Here is a 19,201-nt window from a genome sequence, read left to right on the forward strand (position 1 = left end):
AATTTTAAAAACAAACACTACACTTACCCTTTAATGCTTATTTTTATAATAAAAACAGACTTCTACATCGTAATAGTAGCCAAAAACAGCACCTAAACCATTAAAAACAAACAACTTAAACACCAAAAACCATAACAACCCAAAAAATACATGAAATTGATAAAATCACATTTTATTATAACTTTTTTCACTTTATTCTCAATTACGTTTTTCGGTCAGGTTAAAAGCATAGGATTACCGGATGTACGAAATTACAAGCGTAACGAATACAAAGGAGGAACGCAAAACTGGAATATTGGTCAGGATAAAAATGGAAATCTTTACTTCGCAAACAATAATGGCCTTTTACAATTTGATGGAGCTTCATGGAGAAAATACCCTCTTCCTAATCGAACCTCAGTTCGCTGTTTAAAAATTGACGATTCAGGCAAAATTTTTGTTGGAGGCTATAATGAGTTTGGATACTTTCAACCAGACGCAAAAGGCAGACTTAAATACACCTCATTGGCTCAAAAAGTGGACAAAAACAAAATCAAGATCATTGATTTTATATGGAAAATTCATGCTGTAAACAATGAGATCGTCTTTCAGTCCTTTGCACGAGCTTATCTTTTCAAAAATGGAAAGCTTTCGATCCTGAAAGCGCCAAGACGTTTTCAATTTTCATTTTTGGTAAACGGAAAACTTTATTTTCAGGATGTCGAAAACGGTATTTTAGAGTACCGAAACAATCGACTCTATACTTTACCCAACACTAAGTCCCTAAACAATACTGAGATTTGGGCCATGTATCCGTTAGAGAAAAACAAAACACTAATAATTACCCTTGAAAAAGGATTATTTCTCTACGAAAACAACACTATAAAACCATGGAATACGGAAGCCAATGATTTTGTAAAAAAGAACAATTCTCTTGGCGGATCTATTATAAAGAACAACTTTATTGTTTTAAATTCAGTCTTAGACGGTGTGATTATTTGCGACTTTAACGGTAAAATCATTCAACATGTTAACCGTAAAAAAGGACTACAAAACAATACCATCCTGACTTCTTTTATAGACAACAAGAACAATCTCTGGCTTGGCCTGGACAACGGTATTGCCTACATTAACGAAAACTCTCCCTTTACCTATTTTGGATTCAGCTACGACATCAGTACCGTCTATGCTTCTGTAATTGATCAGGGTAATTTATATGTGGCAACCAATCAGGGTCTTTTTTATCATGCCTGGAACAATACTTCTAAAGAAGGGGTTTTTAAACTTGTAGAAGGAACAACCGCACAAACCTGGAATGTACAAGTGATAGAAAATGAACTTATATGTTCAAACAACAGAGGGGCATTAGTTATAAAGGAAGGAAAAGTAACCCGAATGATCGATTCAAAAGGTTACTATGGTTTTAAGAGGATCCCAAATCGCCCCACCTATTTTATCGGCTCAAATTATGATGGATTTGCCATTTTTGAAAAAACAGCAGGCGGTTTAGTATTTAAAAATCAGATTAGCGGCTTTGATAAATCATCTAACAGCTTTGAGGTTGACGACTCTTATTTATGGCTTAAAAGAGATGAGTCAATTTACAGAATGTCTTTAAACGATGAACTAACCCGTTTTTCATACATAAAAAAGATAAACCAATTAACTCCTGCTTACAAAAACATTGGAAGCATTCAGAAAATTGACAACAAAATATACTTTCAATCCAACAATCATTTTTATCAGTACGTCAAACAGCAAGACTTATTTTTTGAAGACAAGGCGCTATCCAGGCTGTTCAAAAACATACCTCTTATAAATGCCTTAAGTGAAGATTCCCAATCTAATTTATGGTATGCTTTTGATGAATCTCTAGGAGTTTTAATGAAAGAAAAAAACACCTATAAAAATGTTGTTGTACCATTCTCAAATTTAACGGGCAATCTGGTAAGCAACTACTTATCTATAAACACCATAGATCCTCAAAACATCTTTATAGGACTAACAGATGGACTGGCGCATTATAACTCTAAATTATTAACCAATTTTGTAACCAAACCAAAGGCTTTCATCCGAAGCTTTTCATTTCCTGGTGACACTATTGTTCTAGGAAACAATCAAAATAAAATAAAAAAAATTCGCATTCCTTATTCCTCAAATCACGTACGATTTACGTTCTCCTCTCCTACTTACGAAAATCTGGAAAACGTACAATTCTCCTATCAGCTTGAGCCTTTTGATGATAAATGGAGTAATTGGTCTACCATTTCTATTAAAGAATACACCAACCTTCGGGAAGGAGAATATACGATGAAAGTTAAGGTTAGAAATAGTTACGGAATACAGTCTGAACCGTCTACGCTTTCGTTTACGGTCGCGCCGCCCTGGTACAGGCACTTTTTAGCCTTCATGCTCTATTTTTTGTTACTTATAATCCTAATTTACATCGTTTCCAATCGAATAAAAGTAAAAATTCGAAAAAATAAACTCTATGAAATCCTTCTACAAAGAAAGCTGTATCTCGAAAAAGAATCAAAAATAAAACAAGAACAATATGAGCTGGCAAAGGAAATTGAAAAACTAAAAAATGACAAACTACAAATCAAAATTCTGGCAAAAGACAAAGAACTCGTAAACAACTCTTTACAAGTAGTAAAGAAAAATAAAATCCTGAACGGAATCATACACAAACTCAAAGAAATTGATGTTGAAGCCCTTGACGAATCAACAAAATTTCAAGTGAGTAAATTAAACAAAAGCATTGTCAAAGAGGTCAACACTGACAAAAGCTGGAAAGACCTTGAAAAACACATTAAGAATGTACATTTTGAGTTCTTAAAACGCTTAAAAGAAAAATATCCGACGATATCCCCACGTGAACTGGATTTATCGACCTATTTACTTATGAATATGTCAACGAAAGAAATAGCCGAAATTATGAATATTTCGACAGGAGGCGTTGAACTAGCCCGCTATCGACTGAGAAAAAAGCTGGGACTGAATAAAAAAGAAAACCTGATTGGTTTTCTCATGAGCATTTAAAAGCAAAAAGAGGCTGTCCTTACTTTTCGGACAGCCTTGTTTTTATAAATAATTTTAGATTGAATTATAATCTAAAAGCAGTTTATTGGTCGGCAAAAATTATACGTCCTAATTCAACGCTGATTTGGCGGATTCGCTATCGCGAAGACGCTGATAAAAACGGATTCTAAAAATTAAAAAAACTTTTAAATGAGGAAAAAAAATCTGTTTTTATTCGCGTTTTTACGAAGTAAATCTGTTTTATCCGCGTCGAACTAAAGTAGATACTTAAACCAATAACATAATAAGAGAAAGTTCATACTTTTCGGACAATCCCCTTTTGTTAGTTGATAAATTCTAAAGTTCGTTCCAAAGCCATTCCCCTGGAGCCTTTTATCAGAATTGTATTTTCTGCAAAATGCATCGTCTTTAAAAACTCCGAAAAAGTATCGAAGGTTTCAAAAAAATGAAGATTATCTCTGCTTACTTTCGTTTCGTAAAAAGATTTTCCTATCAGATAACAAGTCGATTTATCCTGATCTGATAAAGAATCCACAATTAATTGGTGCTCCTGCCTGCTTTCATCACCAAGCTCAAACATATCTCCTAAAATCATAACCTTATTCCCGTTTTCCAATTGCAGGAAATTGGCAATCGCCACCGCCATACTACTCGGATTTGCATTGTAGGCGTCCAGAATAATTTCGTTTGATCCTTTCTTCAAGAGCTGAGATCTATTATTCTCCGGAATATAATTCTCGATAGCGTGTTTTACAGCAGTATCTTCAACTTTAAAATAAGACCCTATTGCTACAGCCGCATTAATGTTATTTGCATTGTAAAGCCCTATTAAATGTGATTCAACATTAAAGTTATCGTATTCGATCACAACAAAAGGATTAGCCTTAATATTCTTGATATTTAAGTTTGCCTGAGCATTGTTTACACCAAAAGTAAAAGACTTAATTCCCACCGATTTTTCAATCTGAATTGGATCTTCCAGATTAACAAAAGCAATTTTATCCTTTTTTGCTAAATACTGGTACATCTCGCTTTTCCCAATAATCACCCCTTCAACACCGCCAAAACCTTCGAGGTGTGCCTTTCCAAAATTGGTAATATAACCAAAATCTGGCTGTGCAATATCACATAAGAATGCTATTTCTTTCTTATGATTAGCGCCCATTTCAACGATTCCAATTTCTGTATCTTTTGTAAAAGACAACAAAGTTAAGGGAACACCAATATGGTTATTTAAATTTCCAACGGTTGCTTTGGTTTTATATTTTTGCGACAAAACTACATTGATAAGTTCTTTGGTAGTTGTTTTCCCGTTACTTCCCGTCAAGGCAATAATTGGAAGTTTTAAATAAGCTCTGTGATACCTAGCTAATTCCTGCAACGTTTCTAAGCTGTTTTCAACCAGAATTGTTCTGTCGTCAATAGCATAAGCCGCATTATCAATAACAACAAATAAAGCACCTAATTCTATTGCTTTAGCAGCAAACGTATTAGCATCAAAATTTTCACCTTTAATGGCAAAAAACATAGAATCCTTCTCAATTTTTCTGGTATCAATTGAAACTGATTTACATTTTAAAAACAAGCTATGAATGTCCTGGATATTCATTTATAAAAATATTTACATATTAAAAATAAGCAATAAAAAAATTCCAAATTCCAAAAGCTGAGTAAATCAGTTGGAATTTGGAATTTTTTTATTGAATTTGCCAGAATTTAGTTTCTAGGCGATTTTCTTTTTTCAGATTTAGCTCCTACTCTGGACATCGCACATCTAAATCCGATATAATCAGTTGCCATATCCTGAGGGAAATATCTTCTTTGACCCGGATCCAACCAATAAGCTCTGTCTCTCCATGAACCTCCTTTGTAAACTCTTACATTATCATCAATTAATGTTGTACGTTTACTTGAGTTGTCATATTTTTTAACCATCTGACCTAAACTATCTGTAGTGATATTGTGCTTAGGAGAGTTGTACATTGTCTGATCTGCTTTAGATCCTGATTCAGAATCTCCAAAATCAAAATACTTAGAAGATTGTTTGTCACCATCTCTGTAATTGATGTTGTTACTAGTATCGAAGTTTGTTCTTAGATAAGTTTCATTTTCATCAACCGGAACCTGAGCAATTTCTCCAGGTAAATTTGTTGCAATTTTTTTACCGTTACTTAATGTTTTGTATTGAATATTATCTTTAGTGATAATTTCAATTTTACCATCTTTCCCGATTTTGTTTTTAGCATATTGATTTCCTCTAAAGTAGTTAAAATCATTTGCTTCGTTATCAATAATAGGTCTGTAAACATCGGCAACCCATTCGGCTACGTTTCCAGCCATATCGTACAATCCAAAATCATTAGGAGCGTAGCTTTTTACAGAATTTGTGATATCTGCTCCATCATCAGACCAACCTGCAATTCCACCGTAGTCACCGTTTCCTTGTTTAAAGTTAGCCAATTGATCTCCTTTGTTTTTACGTTTTGAAGAACGCGTATAATCTCCGGACCAAGGATATTTCTTTTGTCCTTTATAGATATTGTATTCTCTTTGTCCAACGTCAGCAGCTGCAGCATACTCCCACTCTGCTTCGGTAGGAAGTCTGTATTCTGGTAAGATAATACCTGAAGAACGCTGTGCGTACACATTTTTCTCTTCCGGAACTACTCCGTCTTTACCTGCTTTAGGTCTTCTTCCGTTAGGATTTTTCTTTAATACAAGTTCTTCGTTACCGCCGTAAGTAGTACTTGGAGAAGCAACGTAACCTTCTGTATTAAATAAACTTTCAGCGCTAACATCCTGAGTTTTTGCCCCTTTTTTAAGGTAACCGTTTTTTTCTAAAACTGCTTCGTTCACACGGTCAGTTCTCCATTTAGCAAATTCAACAGCCTGAATCCAGTTTACACCCACTACCGGGTAGTTTGCGTAAGATGGGTGTCTCAAGTAATTGTTTGTCATCGTTTCGTTATATCCTAAACGATTTCTCCACACAAGAGTATCAGGAGATGCTCCTTCATAAATGTTCTTGTAATTTTCTTCTGTTGGTGGGAAAACTTTCTTTAACCACTCCAGGTATTCTAAGTACATACCGTTGGTAACTTCAGTTTCATCCATATAGAATGACTGAACGTGTTGTTGAGTTGGTGTGTTATTCCAATCATGCATAACATCATCCTGTACTTTACCCATTGTAAATGTACCTCCTTCAACAAAAACTAAACCAGGACCAGCCTGTTGTTTTTTTCCTGCATTTCTGGCAGCAGTTCCATTCTGACTGTCTACGTCCCAACCAGTTGCCCTGGAAGCATGACTGGAACTCGATTTTTTGCTACAACTAGCCGTGCCTAACATCAATACCATTGACATCATTAATTGCAAGACTACAATTTTGTTTACTTTCATACTCATTCTGTAGGTGATAAATTTAGGTGCTGCAATATAATAATTAACATTTAATTAGCAACATCCGGTCTAATAATTTTATTTAGCTGTTTTTTACCAGAAAATAACCTATTGTTACGAACGCAAAAATATACTTTTTATTATTTACTATAACATGAAATACTATATTTTTACCTACTAAAATATTTTTAATTAAAAACCGTTTTATCCACTAATGAAACAAGCCCTGATTTTATACCTTTTTCTTATTCCCTTTATCTCATTTTCCCAGATAAATGGAGGCTTTACGTTAGATTGGCAAAACAAAAAAGAGATGAGCTTTGGCGACTCAAAATTAAAAATACCGTACTTTTCAGGAAACGGTTTTCGGTATGATACTACTAAAAAAAGCATAATATTATTACTGAATCTGACTGAATCAGGTTACACAAACTACAATTCGATTCAAATTTCCAATATTATTTACGAGTCTGTTTCAATTACTGATCTTGGCGACCTTTCGCTCGAAAATATCCCCGAAAAACCAAATGAAACCTTAAAAACGACCACTTCAAGAGACCAAAAACAGGTGTTCTTATCCTTGTCACCTATTATAAAAGAAGGAAACAGCTTCAAAAGGATACGCTCTTTTTCCTACAGCACAACCACAAATACAGCAGCAAAAAACAGCAACTCGTCTTCTTTTCAAAAAACAAATACGATCTACAATTCTGTATTATCTTCCGGGGACTGGTATCGCTTTTACATCGAAAAATCGGGCGTTTATAAAATCTCCAGATCCTTTTTACAAAGCCTGGGATTTGACCCGGGAAAAACAGACCCGAGAAGAATCAAAATCTATGGAAATGGGGGGAAAATGCTTCCTCTGGCCAACAATGTTTATTATCCGGAGGATCTGGCAGAAAATGCAATCCAGATTATCGGTGAAGCGGATGGCGTTTTCAACAACGAAGACTACATTCTTTTTTATGGTGAAGGAGTTGAAAACTGGAGCATAGAAAACCAGACCAACTTAAACCTCTATGACACCAAGTCCTACTATTACATCACCATTACTGGTGGTGACGGAAAACGAATCTCAGCGCTAAATCAACCAACAGGAAGCAGCACTTTAGAACTAAATACTTTTGACGATTACCAGTTTCATGAAATCGACAAAACAAACATCGCTCACTTAGGCCGCGAGTGGTATGGCGAATCTTTCGACATTACTCAAGAACAGGAGTTCAGCTTCAACTTTCCAAATATTGACACATCGACTCCTGTTAAAATAGACGTCAAAGCGGCTTCGGCAGCATATACTCCTACTTCGTTTACCATTTCCGCCAACGGACAAAATATTGGCAATCTCAATTTTCAGCCATTAGCCTTTAATTCCGATATAAAATTTTACGCTCAGGAACTACCCGCTAATACATCCTTTACCGGAGCCGAAAATGTAAAAATAAAACTCACCTATACGAACAATGGTGTTCCGGGATCAAAAGGATACCTTAATTTCATTAATCTAATTGCGAAAAGAAAACTCCTGGGCACCGGCAAACAATTTAAATTTCAATACGATTTAGCAGGTTCAACCCCCGGAATAGTCAATTACACTATAGGAAACGCCGCCAGTATTTCTCAAATTTGGGATATCACAGATCCAACCAATACCTTAAAAATAGAAAACTCCGGCCAAACCAACTTTAGCTTTAAAGCATCTTTAGGAGAAATCAGAAAGTATATAGCGATTGACCCCGCAGATTATTTCGCTCCTTTAAAAGAGAACCAATCTAAAATCGTCAATCAAAATTTAAAAGGAACACTTTTCAGGAATGCCCAAAACAGCTTTCAGGATGTCGACTACGTTATTATAACTCCCAAATTTCTAACTTCCCAAGCGGAAAAACTAGCCAATTTTCACCGACTGAACTCCAATTTAAATGTAAAAGTAATTACATTAGAAAATATCTATCAGGAATTCTCTTCAGGAAAACAAGATGTAGCAGCCATCCGAAATTGCATTCGATACCTTTATAATAATGCTTCATCTCCCGACAAAAAACTTAAATATGTAAACTTATTCGGAGACGCCTCATTTGACTATAAAGATCGAATTACAAACAACACCAACATTGTACCTATATATCAATCCGCAATTAGCAACTCTACAGGAGAAGCATCATTTGCATCTGATGATTTTTACGGACTAATGGATCCCAACGAAGGAGTTGTCGTTTTTCCCTTTGGAGGAATTGACATTGCAGTAGGCAGAATGTTAGTTTCAGACAACGCACAGGCTGGCGAAATGGTCAATAAAGTTTTAGAGTACCACGATCAAAAATCATTTGGAAACTGGCGCAACAACATTGTCATGATAAGCGACGACTCCGACGGGCCTTCAGATGCGAGTCTGCAATCCCGCCAAAACAGCCTTGCCGATGCAATCTCTACCCAAAAACCATTCTTTAATATCGACAAAATCCTTCTCGACTCTTACACTCAGGAAGCTTCTGCAGGAGGCGCAAGATATCCTAAAGCCAGAACCGATATGTTTAATGCTTTTGAAAAAGGCGCTTTAGTCTTCAACTATCTTGGACATGGTGGAGAAGACGGCCTCGCAGGCGAACGAATCTGGGAAAAATCAGATGGCCAAAACCTAAGCAATCAATACAAATATCCTTTATTTATTACCATAACCTGCGAGTTTTCAAGATTTGACGACCCTACAAGACCAACCGCAGGGGAATACACTTTTTGGAATCCGAAAGGTGGCGCCATTTCAATGCTAACTACCATTCGGGCCATTGGACAATACAATGCCGAAAACTTTAACGACAGTCTTAACAAAAACCTGCTTTCTTACGGATCAAGTCAATACACTACCATCGCAGAAGCACTCCGAATTTCTAAAAACGAAAACCCAAGCTCTGCCAGTAATGTTATTTTTTACATTGGAGACCCTGCTTTGATGCTGGCCATTCCGAAACCAAAAATCAATTTAACAAAAATCAATGATATTGCAATTTCTCAGGCAGTTCCCGATTTTAAATCATTATCAAAAATCAAGATCACAGGAGAAATAACCGACGAGAACAACAACCTTTTAAGCAATTACAATGGCGAATTAGCAACAGCTATTTTCGACAAATTAATCACGACCACAACCCTGAATAACGATGGATATAGCCCTGCAATGTCATTCAAAATATTAGGCGAAACCATTTTCAGAGGAAATGCATCAGTAACCAACGGTCAGTTTGAATTTAGCTTTGTCGTACCAAGAGACATTCGCGTTCCTGTTGATTACGGCCGAATTAGCTTTTACTCAAAGAAGAACCAAACACTTGAAAACCAAACAGGTTACAACACCAATATAAAAATTGGAGGAATAAATGAAAATGCTCCACAGGACAATATAAGTCCAAAAGTGAAGTTATATATGAACGATGAAACTTTTGTATCGGGAGGAATTACAAACGAATCGCCATTTTTATTAGCGTTTCTTGAAGATGAAAACGGAATCAATACAGCAAGCGGAATCGGGCATGATATTATAGCAGTGCTGGATGGCGATGTAAGCAATCCTTTTGTTCTAAATGATTATTATCAGACAAAATTAGACGATTACACCAATGGAAATTTACGCTTTCCATTGCGAAATCTAACTGCCGGAATGCATACTATAACTTTTACGGCATGGGATGTTTACAACAATCCTGTAACAAGTGAAATACAGTTTATAGTCGTTGGAGATGAATCACTAACCTTAACTCACGTTCTTAATTACCCTAACCCTTTTTCAACTTATACCCAATTTTGGTTTTCACACAACAGACCTTACGAACCTTTAGACGTTCAGGTTCAGGTAATGACCATAACTGGAAAAGTAGTCTGGACAAAAAACCAGATAGTCACCACGGAAGGCTTCTTGTCAAGAGAAATAACCTGGGATGGAAAGGATGATTTTGGTGATCGAATCGGGAAAGGCGTATACATTTACAAACTCACCGTCAAATCAAATTTGACAAATAAAAAGGCAGAAAAATACGAAAAGCTTGTCATCTTATAATAATCTATATATTTGTATCACCAACTCCATTAATTACGTAAATGAAAAAAATATCACTTTTATTAATTTGTTTTTTAATTATTCCGTACGCAAAAGCCCAAAACATTGAGCGCCCCATCACTACCGGAGTACCTTTTTTACTAGTCGCAGCAGACGCAAGAGCCGCTGGTTTAGCCGATCAGGGTGTCGCTACATCAGCCGATGCCTATTCACAACAATGGAATCCTGCAAAATATGCTTTCTCTGTAGACAAGCAAGGATTTTCTATCAGCTACACTCCTTATTTAACAGACTTAGCCAATGACATTTCATTAGGTCAGGTAACCTACTACAACAAAATCAATGAGCGAAGCGCCTTTGCGGGAAGTTTCCGTTATTTCGGCTTTGGAGATATTGAGTTAAGAACAACTGGAGACCCAAATGAAGCTGCAAGAATCGTTTCTCCGAATGAATTTGCTTTCGACGGATCTTACTCCCTGAAATTAAGTGAAAAATTCTCAATGGCAGTAGCGGCAAGATACATTCGTTCTAACCTGAAAATTGCTTCGGAAGATGTCGATGCGTCAGCCTCAGGTTCTTTTGCCGTAGACGTTGCCGGATTCTACCAATCGGAAGAAATTGCCTATTCTGATTTTAACGGAAGATGGAGAGGTGGTTTCAACCTGCAAAACCTTGGACAAAAGATAAGCTATGATAACGACGATATCAGCTCTAACTTTTTACCAGCCAATCTTAGATTAGGAGGAGGTTTCGACTTTATCTTAGACGACTACAACAAAGTAGGTCTTAGTGTCGAATTCACCAAACTTTTAGTTCCAACTCCACCGGGACCTGGAACTCCTGTAGACGCAAATGGCGATGGCGATTTTACAGATCCGGGAGATATCTCTCAGGAACAAGCTAATGCATCAAACTACAAAAACTATAAAGACATTGGCTGGGTATCCGGAATTTTTAAATCTTTTGGAGATGCACCAGGAGGTTTCAGCGAAGAACTAAAAGAAATCACTTATAGCGTAGGTGCAGAATACATGTATCAGGATGCCTTTGCAATACGTGCAGGATATTTTCACGAAAGCCCGGTAAAAGGAGCCAGACAATTCTTCTCTTTAGGAGCCAGATTCAAATATAATGTTGTAAAAGTTGACGTTTCGTATTTATTTTCAACATCAAAAGTTAAAAATCCGTTAGAAAATACACTTCGTTTTTCTTTAACCTTTAACTTTGGCGACAAATACGAAGTTTATTAAAACCAGAAAATAAAAAAATAATAACAATCCAAATTTCTATTAAGTTAGAGATTTGGATTTTTTTTCCCTTAAAAACAAATGAAAGAAATAAGCATTACATCATCCTTTAACATTTATAATAACCTTGAAGAGCTTCCCATCGACATTCAGGACTTAATGCGTCAGGCAATCGAAGTTCGTAAAAATGCCTACGCACCTTATTCACAATTTCGGGTTGGAGCCGCTTTACTTTTAGACAATGGAAAAATAGTGATCGGATCTAATCAGGAAAACGCAGCCTATCCTTCAGGATTATGCGCAGAGCGTGTTGCCATTTATCATGCCGGGAGTGTATATCCGGAAGCAAAAATTCTAAAAATAGCCATTACAGCTGCTTCAGACACCAACCAGACAACGGCACCCATTCCGCCATGTGGTTCTTGCCGACAATCTATTGCAGAATACGAGATCAAGCAGGATACCCCTATCGAAATCTATTTTATGGGTGAAATTGGCGAAGTTTACAAATCGGCATCCCTAAAAAATTTACTCCCTTTTATGTTTGATAAAAAGTTCTTGTAAAAAAAAGCCAAAAAGTAGCCTTTAAATTTTACTTCTTAATAGGAATGTCTTATTTTTGCATCCCGACCTTTCGGGCGCAAATTTGTGGGAGGAAACTATTTTGCGTTATAGGCAACAATTGATAACACAAACAAACTTTAGCAAAAGAAAGAATTCAGATGAAAGAAGTTACAAAAGAAGTATATTTAAAGTGGTACGAAGACATGCTACTTTGGAGAAAGTTTGAAGACAAACTTGCAGCATTATACATTCAACAAAAAGTTAGAGGTTTTTTACACCTATATAATGGTCAGGAAGCTGTATTAGCGGGTGCATTGCACGCTATGGACCTGACTAAAGACAAAATGATTACTGCTTACAGAAACCACGTTCAACCAATTGGTATGGGAGTTGATCCCAGAAACGTAATGGCAGAACTTTTAGGAAAAGCAACAGGAACTTCCAAAGGTATGGGAGGTTCTATGCACATTTTCTCTAAAGAACACCGTTTTTACGGAGGTCACGGAATTGTTGGTGGACAAATTCCTGTTGGAGCCGGTTTAGCTTTTGCAGATAAATATTTCAACACCGGCGGAGTTACTATGACTTACTTTGGTGATGGTGCTGCGAGACAAGGTTCCTTACACGAAGCTTTCAACATGGCTATGTTATGGAAATTACCTGTTGTATTTATCGTTGAAAACAACGGTTATGCTATGGGAACTTCTGTTGAAAGAACTGCAAACCACACCGACATCTGGAAACTTGGTTTAGGCTACGAAATGCCTTGCGGACCTGTTGACGGAATGAACCCGGTAAAAGTTGCAGAAGCAATGACAGAAGCTATTGACAGAGCACGTCGTGGCGACGGACCAACTTTCCTTGAAATGAAAACGTACCGTTACAGAGGACACTCAATGTCTGATGCACAATTGTACCGTTCTAAAGAAGAAGTAGAAGAATACAAAAAAATTGACCCTATTACTCAGGTTTTAGATGTAATTATGGATCAAAAATATGCTACGGAAGAAGAAATTGAAGTAATCGACCAAAGAGTAAAAGATTTAGTAGAAGAATGTGTGAAATTTGCTGAAGAATCTCCATATCCTGAATTACAACAATTGTATGATGTAGTATACGCACAAGAAGACTATCCATTTACACCTCATAAACTATAAATCAATGGCAACAATTATTACAATGCCTCGTTTGAGCGATACTATGACGGAAGGAACGGTAGCGACTTGGCTTAAAAAAGTAGGCGATAAAATTAGCGAAGGAGATATCTTAGCTGAAATTGAAACAGACAAAGCAACAATGGAATTTGAGTCTTTCAACGAAGGAACTCTTTTACATATCGGAATACCAGCGGGAGAAACTGCTCCTGTTGACTCTCTATTAGCCATCATTGGTAATGAAGGAGAAGACATCTCTGCTCTTTTAGCCGGTGGTGCTGCCCCTGCTACAGAAGCTCCAAAAGAGGAAGCTGCCCCTGCTGCAGAAACAAAAACAGAAAGTGCCGCTCCTGCAAAAGCTGCAACTGAATTACCAAAAGGTGTTGTAGTAGTTACCATGCCACGTTTGAGCGACACCATGACCGAAGGAACTGTAGCTTCCTGGTTGAAAAAAGTAGGTGATACTATTGCTGAAGGAGACATCTTAGCCGAAATTGAAACAGACAAAGCGACTATGGAGTTTGAGTCTTTCAATGCCGGAACCTTATTACACATTGGAATTCAGGAAGGAAATACAGCTCCTGTTGACAGCTTATTAGCTATCATCGGACCTGCCGGAACTGATGTTTCGGGAATTTCTGCAAACTATACTGCCGGAGGTGCTGCAAGCACTCCTGCAACTGAAGAAGTAAAAGCTGCTCCTGCTGCTGAAAAAGCAACAGAAACTGTAGCCGAAACTTCAAACGGAGGAAGAATCTTAGCTTCACCATTAGCAAAGAAAATCGCTTCTGACAAAGGAATCCAATTGACTCAGGTTAAGGGTTCAGGAGAAAACGGACGTATTGTAAAAAGCGATATCGAAAACTTTACTCCAGCTGCCGCTCAGGCACCTGCTGCAACTGCAACAGCTGCTGCTAAACCGCAAGAAGCTGCTCCTGCTGCTGCACCAAAAGTATTTGTTCCTGCCGGAGAAGTTTTCACCGAAGAAATCAAAAACTCTCAAATGCGTAAAATTATCGCAAAACGTTTGGCAGAATCTTTATTTACAGCTCCTCACTACAACTTAGTGATCGAAGTAAGCATGGACGAAGCTATGGGCGCGAGAGCAACAATCAATACCGTTCCGGATACAAAGGTATCTTTTAACGATATGGTAATCAAAGCTTGTGCATTAGCCTTGAAAAAACATCCAAAAATCAACTCTCAGTGGAAAGCAGATGCTATCATCATCAACCACCACGTAAACATTGGTGTTGCTGTAGCTGTTGAAGACGGGTTAGTAGTTCCAGTATTGAAATTTACAGACGCCATGAGCTTATCTCAAATTGGCGCTTCAGTAAGAGATCTTGCCGGAAGAGCTAAAAACAAAAAACTAGGACCACAGGAAATGGAAGGAAGCACTTTTACAGTTTCTAACCTTGGAATGTTTGGCATCACCGAATTCAATTCGATCATCAACCAGCCAAACTCTGCTATCCTTTCTGTAGGTGCAATTGTTGAGAAACCGGTAGTGAAAAACGGTCAAATCGTAGTTGGAAACACCATGATGCTATCATTGGCTTGTGACCACAGAACGATTGACGGTGCAACCGGAGCTCAGTTTTTACAAACACTAAAACAATACATCGAAAGCCCGGTGACCATGTTAGCATAATTTTTATGCCATGTCCGTCTGAGCGAAGTCGAAGACCCCATAATAAAATCCCGTTTTGTTCATTCAAAACGGGATTTTTTGTTTAATTTTCATCCGCAAATCCAAAACACATAAAAATGAAGAAAATAATCCTTGTAACTTTATTCTTAACGGCTCTTGCCTGCCAGAAAAAAGAACAAACCGAAAAAAATACAGCCGTCATTGACGAACACAGCTATTCTAAACCGGAATTGGCTATTGTTAAACACCTCGATCTTGACATTAAAGTCGATTTCAATACCCAAACCATCACAGGAAAAGCTTCCTGGCAAATTGACAACATCAGTAAAGGAAATGAAATTATCTTCGACGAAAACACCCTTAACATTACCAAAGTAACCTTAGGAGACGAAGAGAAAGAAACCAAATTCGAGCTTGGTGCGGACACTGAATTTCACGGAAAACCGCTTCGCATTACTATTGAACCAAACACAACCAAAGTAAACATCTACTACAACACCACCAAAGATGCTGTAGCATTACAATGGCTGAAACCAGAACAAACTGCAGACAAAAAGAAACCATTCTTATTCTCTCAGGGCGAAAGCGTTTGGTCAAGAACCTGGATTCCGTGTCAGGATTCACCGGGAATTCGCTTTACTTACAATGCAAAAGTTACCGTTCCCAAAGATTTATTAGCCGTTATGAGCGCTGTGAATCCACAAAAGAAAAACGATACCGGAGTTTATACTTTTAAGCAGGATAAAGCAATCCCGTCCTACTTAATGGCAATTGCGGTTGGAGATATTGAATTCCAGGCAATCGATAACAGAACCGGAGTTTACGCAGAACCTTCCATGCTGAAAAAATCGGCTTGGGAATTTGCTGAACTTGGAAAAATGGTTGTTGCTGCCGAAAAACTATACGGCCCATACCGTTGGGGACGTTATGATGTATTGGTTTTACCTCCAAGCTTTCCTTATGGCGGAATGGAAAACCCTAACCTAACTTTCTTAACTCCGGGTGTAATTGCAGGAGATCGTTCTCTAACAAGTCTTTTAGCACATGAATTAGGACACAGCTGGAGCGGAAACTTAGTAACCAATGCAACTTGGGATGACATCTGGTTAAACGAAGGATTCACCACTTATGTAGAGCACAGAATTGGAGAAGCCATCTTCGGAAAGAAAGAATTTGAAATGCAAAACGTTATCACCAACAAAGAATTAGTGGATAATGTAGCAGAATATGGAGCAGACAGTCCGGATACCCGATTAAAAGTAAGCCTTACAGGAAGAAATCCTGACGATGGTATCAGCATGATTCCTTACGTAAAAGGCTATGCCTTTTTAAGAGTTATTGAAAATGCGGTTGGCCGTGAGAAATTCGATCCGTTTATTAAGAACTATTTCGATTCGCATGCGTTCCAATCAATCACAACAGAAGATTTTGTAAAATACATTAACGAAAACCTGATTAAAGGCGACAAAGCTTTAGCTGACAAAATCAAATTGGAAGACTGGATTTACAAACCGGGAATCCCGTCAAACATCCTTCCAGTTAGTTCTCCTGATTTTGATGCTATTGATAAAATCCAAAAAAGCTGGAGAGAGACAGGCGTAGCAGGTCTAAGCAAAAAAATCACCACAACTGCCGAAAAACAGCATTTTATAGATCATCTTCCGGCTGACATTACAGCAAAAGAAATGGAAGCGATTGACAAAGAGTTCAACTTTACAAAAGGCGGTAATTTCATCATCAAACGTCAATGGTTTGTTCAGGCCATTGAACACCAATACAAAACAGCCAATCCTGCAATTGAGCAATTCCTAATCGGAATAAGCCGAACAGGATCGGTAATGATGCTTTACAAAGAAATGGTTAAAACTCCGGAAGGAAAAGTTTGGGCAAAACAGATTTTCGAAAAAGCAAAATCAGGTTATCATGCTACTACTATTCAAGCTGTTGAAGGGATTTTGAAATAGACTTTTTTTAGTCGCAGTTTTCAGTCGCAGTAGGCAGTTGCAGTGAACAGTCTCAGTTTTCAGTCTCAGTACACGGTGCTGCTTGAAAACTGAGACTGAGACTGAAAACCGCGACTGAAAACTAAAAAAAACCAGATTACATTTCGTGTAATCTGGTTTTTTTTAGTTCTTATTCTTCGCTTCAATCCATTTTGACATGTACATCGTGCTTCTATACGCGTGATGCTGTAATAAATTACCCATAAAATTATGCAAACGATGGCTTTTAGAATCCATCAGCAATGAGTTGACTACAGCTACTAATCCAGCTGAAAATTTATCCTTCAAATAACATTCGTTAATAATAGCGACACCTTTTTTCTGAGCTTCTTTCCAAAGACTTTCATCCTGATAAAGTGCAATTGCATTTTTAACAAACTCAGATACATCATCGGCTATAAATCCATTCCATGGTAAGTTGCCATGCATGGCTTCAGCACCAATTGTTGTAGTTACACTAGGCGTTCCGCATTGCATTGCCTCAAGCAATTTGCCTTTTAAACCGGCTCCAAACCGAATAGGCGCCAGAACAACCCTCGCATTTTTCACAACTTCATTAGCATCTTCTGCCCTGCCCATTATATAAAACCCATTTTTGGGCTGATCCAGCTGTACTACTTTTTGCGACGGATAAGCACCGTAAACTTCTAAAACAGCTTCCGGAAAATCCGTTTTTATCAAAGGCCAGATGGTTTCTTTTAAATACTGAACCGTATTCCAATTGGGCTCGTGAAAGAAATTCCCAATAAAAACAAACTTTTCCCTTTCTTCAAAGGAAGGCAATCTCAAAAGAGCATCATCCGACATTCCCTCCACTAAAAAAGGGAGATACAAAAGCAGCTCTTCATTGATCCTGAACATCTCTTTTAAAATACTCATCTCAAATTCTGAAATAATCAAAGACAAATCACACCTTAAAATACTGGCAATTTCTCGTTTCGTGACTTCTTCTGAAAACAAATCTGTCAATTCAAATTTTCGGCCTTTCTTAAAAGCGTTTTGTCTTGCTGCGCGCAAACAATGTAAATCTTCTGTATCAAGAATCCGAATTGCTTCCGGACAATTTTCGGTCACACGCCATCCAAATTGTTCCTCCATCATAAAACGATCAAACAACACAACATTTGGATTTAATTCCATCACAAAGGCATCGAAACTGGCAGAATTGAGTTCGATACTTTTTTTATCAACTCCAAGCGCAGACAAGTCCACCATAAAATCGCTGTCCAGGGCCGCACTGACGAATGTAATCTCAAATCCATTATCCTTAAAAATGGAAATTAACTGCATCATTCTACCTCCGGCAGCAGACGAATTTGGCTCGGGCCAGACAGAACCGATAATTAAAAGTTTACGCACTGGATTCATTTATATTCATTTCAACCTGCAAAATAATGCTTTTTCGAGCGTATTCGCACGATATTTCCTGTTTTTGGTCGAAAAAAGACTAATTTTGCCAAATACAAATTTCGGAAGCAATTATGTTAGGATTAAAATTAGCCACGGACCCCCGCTGGGTCAATATCGTAGAATCAAATATCGAAGAAATTTTGACGGATCATGCCTGGTGCGAACAAAAAGCCGCTTCAAATGCCATCAGCTTAGTTACTTATAATTCTGAATTGGAAGAATTGGTAACTGAAATGCTTGTGATCGCAAGAGAAGAGCTGGAGCATTTGCAAATGGTGCACGATATCATCAAAAAAAGAGGTTTGACTTTGGGGCGTGAAAGAAAAGATCATTATGTAAATGAACTTTTTAAATTCATGAAAAAAGACGGCAGCCGCAGAGATGCTCTTTGCGATCGTCTGTTGTTTTCGGCTATGATTGAAGCCAGAAGCTGCGAGCGTTTTAAAGTACTTTCAGAAAACATAAAAGACGAAGAACTGGCTAAATTCTACCGTGATTTAATGATTTCTGAAGCCGGACATTACACTACATTTTTAGGTTTTGCAAGAAAATATACCGACAATATAGATATCGATAAACGCTGGAAAGAATGGATTGAATACGAAGGTTCAATTATTACCAACTACGGAAAAAGTGAGACCGTACACGGATAATAATTCTTAAAAATCGATTTTCATTTTTACCTATAAATA

The 19,201-nt window shown here is 37.5% G+C and carries 11 protein-coding genes; 8 read left to right on the top strand and 3 right to left on the bottom strand.

What is annotated here, in order from left to right; translation table 11 throughout:
* Positions 1-150: 150 nt before the first annotated feature.
* On the top strand, positions 151-3,021 hold the full coding sequence (locus FLA105534_RS01730) for a triple tyrosine motif-containing protein (protein WP_173964327.1): 2,871 nt from the start codon (positions 151-153) through the stop codon (positions 3,019-3,021).
* 322 nt (positions 3,022-3,343) lie between these two features.
* Here FLA105534_RS01730 and FLA105534_RS01735 read toward each other — a convergent pair whose 3' ends face one another.
* Positions 3,344-4,630 carry a UDP-N-acetylmuramoyl-tripeptide--D-alanyl-D-alanine ligase gene (locus FLA105534_RS01735; protein WP_173964328.1) on the bottom strand — a complete coding sequence of 429 codons (1,287 nt, stop codon included), beginning with the start codon at positions 4,628-4,630 and terminating at the stop codon, positions 3,344-3,346.
* 107 nt (positions 4,631-4,737) lie between these two features.
* Positions 4,738-6,423 carry a gliding motility lipoprotein GldJ gene (gene gldJ / locus FLA105534_RS01740; RefSeq protein ID WP_173964329.1) on the bottom strand — a complete coding sequence of 562 codons (1,686 nt, stop codon included), beginning with the start codon at positions 6,421-6,423 and terminating at the stop codon, positions 4,738-4,740.
* A gap of 214 nt (positions 6,424-6,637) precedes the next feature.
* Here gldJ and porU point away from each other — a divergent pair, with 214 nt between their 5' ends.
* The 6 genes from porU (at position 6,638) to FLA105534_RS01770 (ending at position 17,060) form a co-directional block, all read left to right on the top strand.
* The gene (gene porU / locus FLA105534_RS01745) at positions 6,638-10,477 is read left to right on the top strand and encodes a type IX secretion system sortase PorU (RefSeq protein WP_173964330.1); all 3,840 of its coding nucleotides are present in this window, start codon (positions 6,638-6,640) and stop codon (positions 10,475-10,477) included.
* A 41-nt stretch (positions 10,478-10,518) separates the two neighbouring features.
* Positions 10,519-11,727 carry a type IX secretion system outer membrane channel protein PorV gene (porV, locus tag FLA105534_RS01750; protein WP_173964331.1) on the top strand — a complete coding sequence of 403 codons (1,209 nt, stop codon included), beginning with the start codon at positions 10,519-10,521 and terminating at the stop codon, positions 11,725-11,727.
* A 78-nt stretch (positions 11,728-11,805) separates the two neighbouring features.
* Positions 11,806-12,288, top strand: a complete 483-nt coding sequence (cdd, locus tag FLA105534_RS01755; protein ID WP_173964332.1) for a cytidine deaminase — start codon at positions 11,806-11,808, stop codon at positions 12,286-12,288.
* 158 nt (positions 12,289-12,446) lie between these two features.
* Complete coding sequence (gene pdhA, locus FLA105534_RS01760; RefSeq protein ID WP_017497233.1) at positions 12,447-13,445, top strand: pyruvate dehydrogenase (acetyl-transferring) E1 component subunit alpha; 999 nt, start codon at positions 12,447-12,449, stop codon at positions 13,443-13,445.
* A gap of 4 nt (positions 13,446-13,449) precedes the next feature.
* Positions 13,450-15,096, top strand: coding sequence for a pyruvate dehydrogenase complex dihydrolipoamide acetyltransferase (locus FLA105534_RS01765; protein WP_173964333.1), 1,647 nt, complete (start codon positions 13,450-13,452; stop codon positions 15,094-15,096).
* A gap of 116 nt (positions 15,097-15,212) precedes the next feature.
* A complete protein-coding gene (locus FLA105534_RS01770; RefSeq protein WP_173964334.1) occupies positions 15,213-17,060 on the top strand; it encodes a hydrolase/aminopeptidase in 1,848 nt (615 codons plus the stop codon).
* Positions 17,061-17,222: 162 nt separating this feature from the next.
* Here the strand turns inward: FLA105534_RS01770 and FLA105534_RS01775 are convergent, their stop codons facing one another.
* Positions 17,223-18,467, bottom strand: coding sequence for a glycosyltransferase (locus FLA105534_RS01775; RefSeq protein ID WP_173964335.1), 1,245 nt, complete (start codon positions 18,465-18,467; stop codon positions 17,223-17,225).
* 113 nt (positions 18,468-18,580) lie between these two features.
* Here FLA105534_RS01775 and miaE point away from each other — a divergent pair, with 113 nt between their 5' ends.
* The gene (gene miaE, locus FLA105534_RS01780) at positions 18,581-19,162 is read left to right on the top strand and encodes a tRNA-(ms[2]io[6]A)-hydroxylase (RefSeq protein WP_173964336.1); all 582 of its coding nucleotides are present in this window, start codon (positions 18,581-18,583) and stop codon (positions 19,160-19,162) included.
* Positions 19,163-19,201 lie beyond the last annotated feature (39 nt).

This window comes from Flavobacterium collinsii, from assembly GCF_902804485.1.
Lineage (GTDB): Bacteria > Bacteroidota > Bacteroidia > Flavobacteriales > Flavobacteriaceae > Flavobacterium > Flavobacterium collinsii.

Coding starts and splice junctions, on each gene's coding strand:
- FLA105534_RS01730 (WP_173964327.1), top strand. CDS start 151: ATGAAATTGATAAAATCACATTTTATTATAACTTTTTTCACTTTATTC.
- FLA105534_RS01735 (WP_173964328.1), bottom strand. CDS start 4,630: ATGAATATCCAGGACATTCATAGCTTGTTTTTAAAATGTAAATCAGTT.
- gldJ (WP_173964329.1), bottom strand. CDS start 6,423: ATGAAAGTAAACAAAATTGTAGTCTTGCAATTAATGATGTCAATGGTA.
- porU (WP_173964330.1), top strand. CDS start 6,638: ATGAAACAAGCCCTGATTTTATACCTTTTTCTTATTCCCTTTATCTCA.
- porV (WP_173964331.1), top strand. CDS start 10,519: ATGAAAAAAATATCACTTTTATTAATTTGTTTTTTAATTATTCCGTAC.
- cdd (WP_173964332.1), top strand. CDS start 11,806: ATGAAAGAAATAAGCATTACATCATCCTTTAACATTTATAATAACCTT.
- pdhA (WP_017497233.1), top strand. CDS start 12,447: ATGAAAGAAGTTACAAAAGAAGTATATTTAAAGTGGTACGAAGACATG.
- FLA105534_RS01765 (WP_173964333.1), top strand. CDS start 13,450: ATGGCAACAATTATTACAATGCCTCGTTTGAGCGATACTATGACGGAA.
- FLA105534_RS01770 (WP_173964334.1), top strand. CDS start 15,213: ATGAAGAAAATAATCCTTGTAACTTTATTCTTAACGGCTCTTGCCTGC.
- FLA105534_RS01775 (WP_173964335.1), bottom strand. CDS start 18,467: ATGAATCCAGTGCGTAAACTTTTAATTATCGGTTCTGTCTGGCCCGAG.
- miaE (WP_173964336.1), top strand. CDS start 18,581: ATGTTAGGATTAAAATTAGCCACGGACCCCCGCTGGGTCAATATCGTA.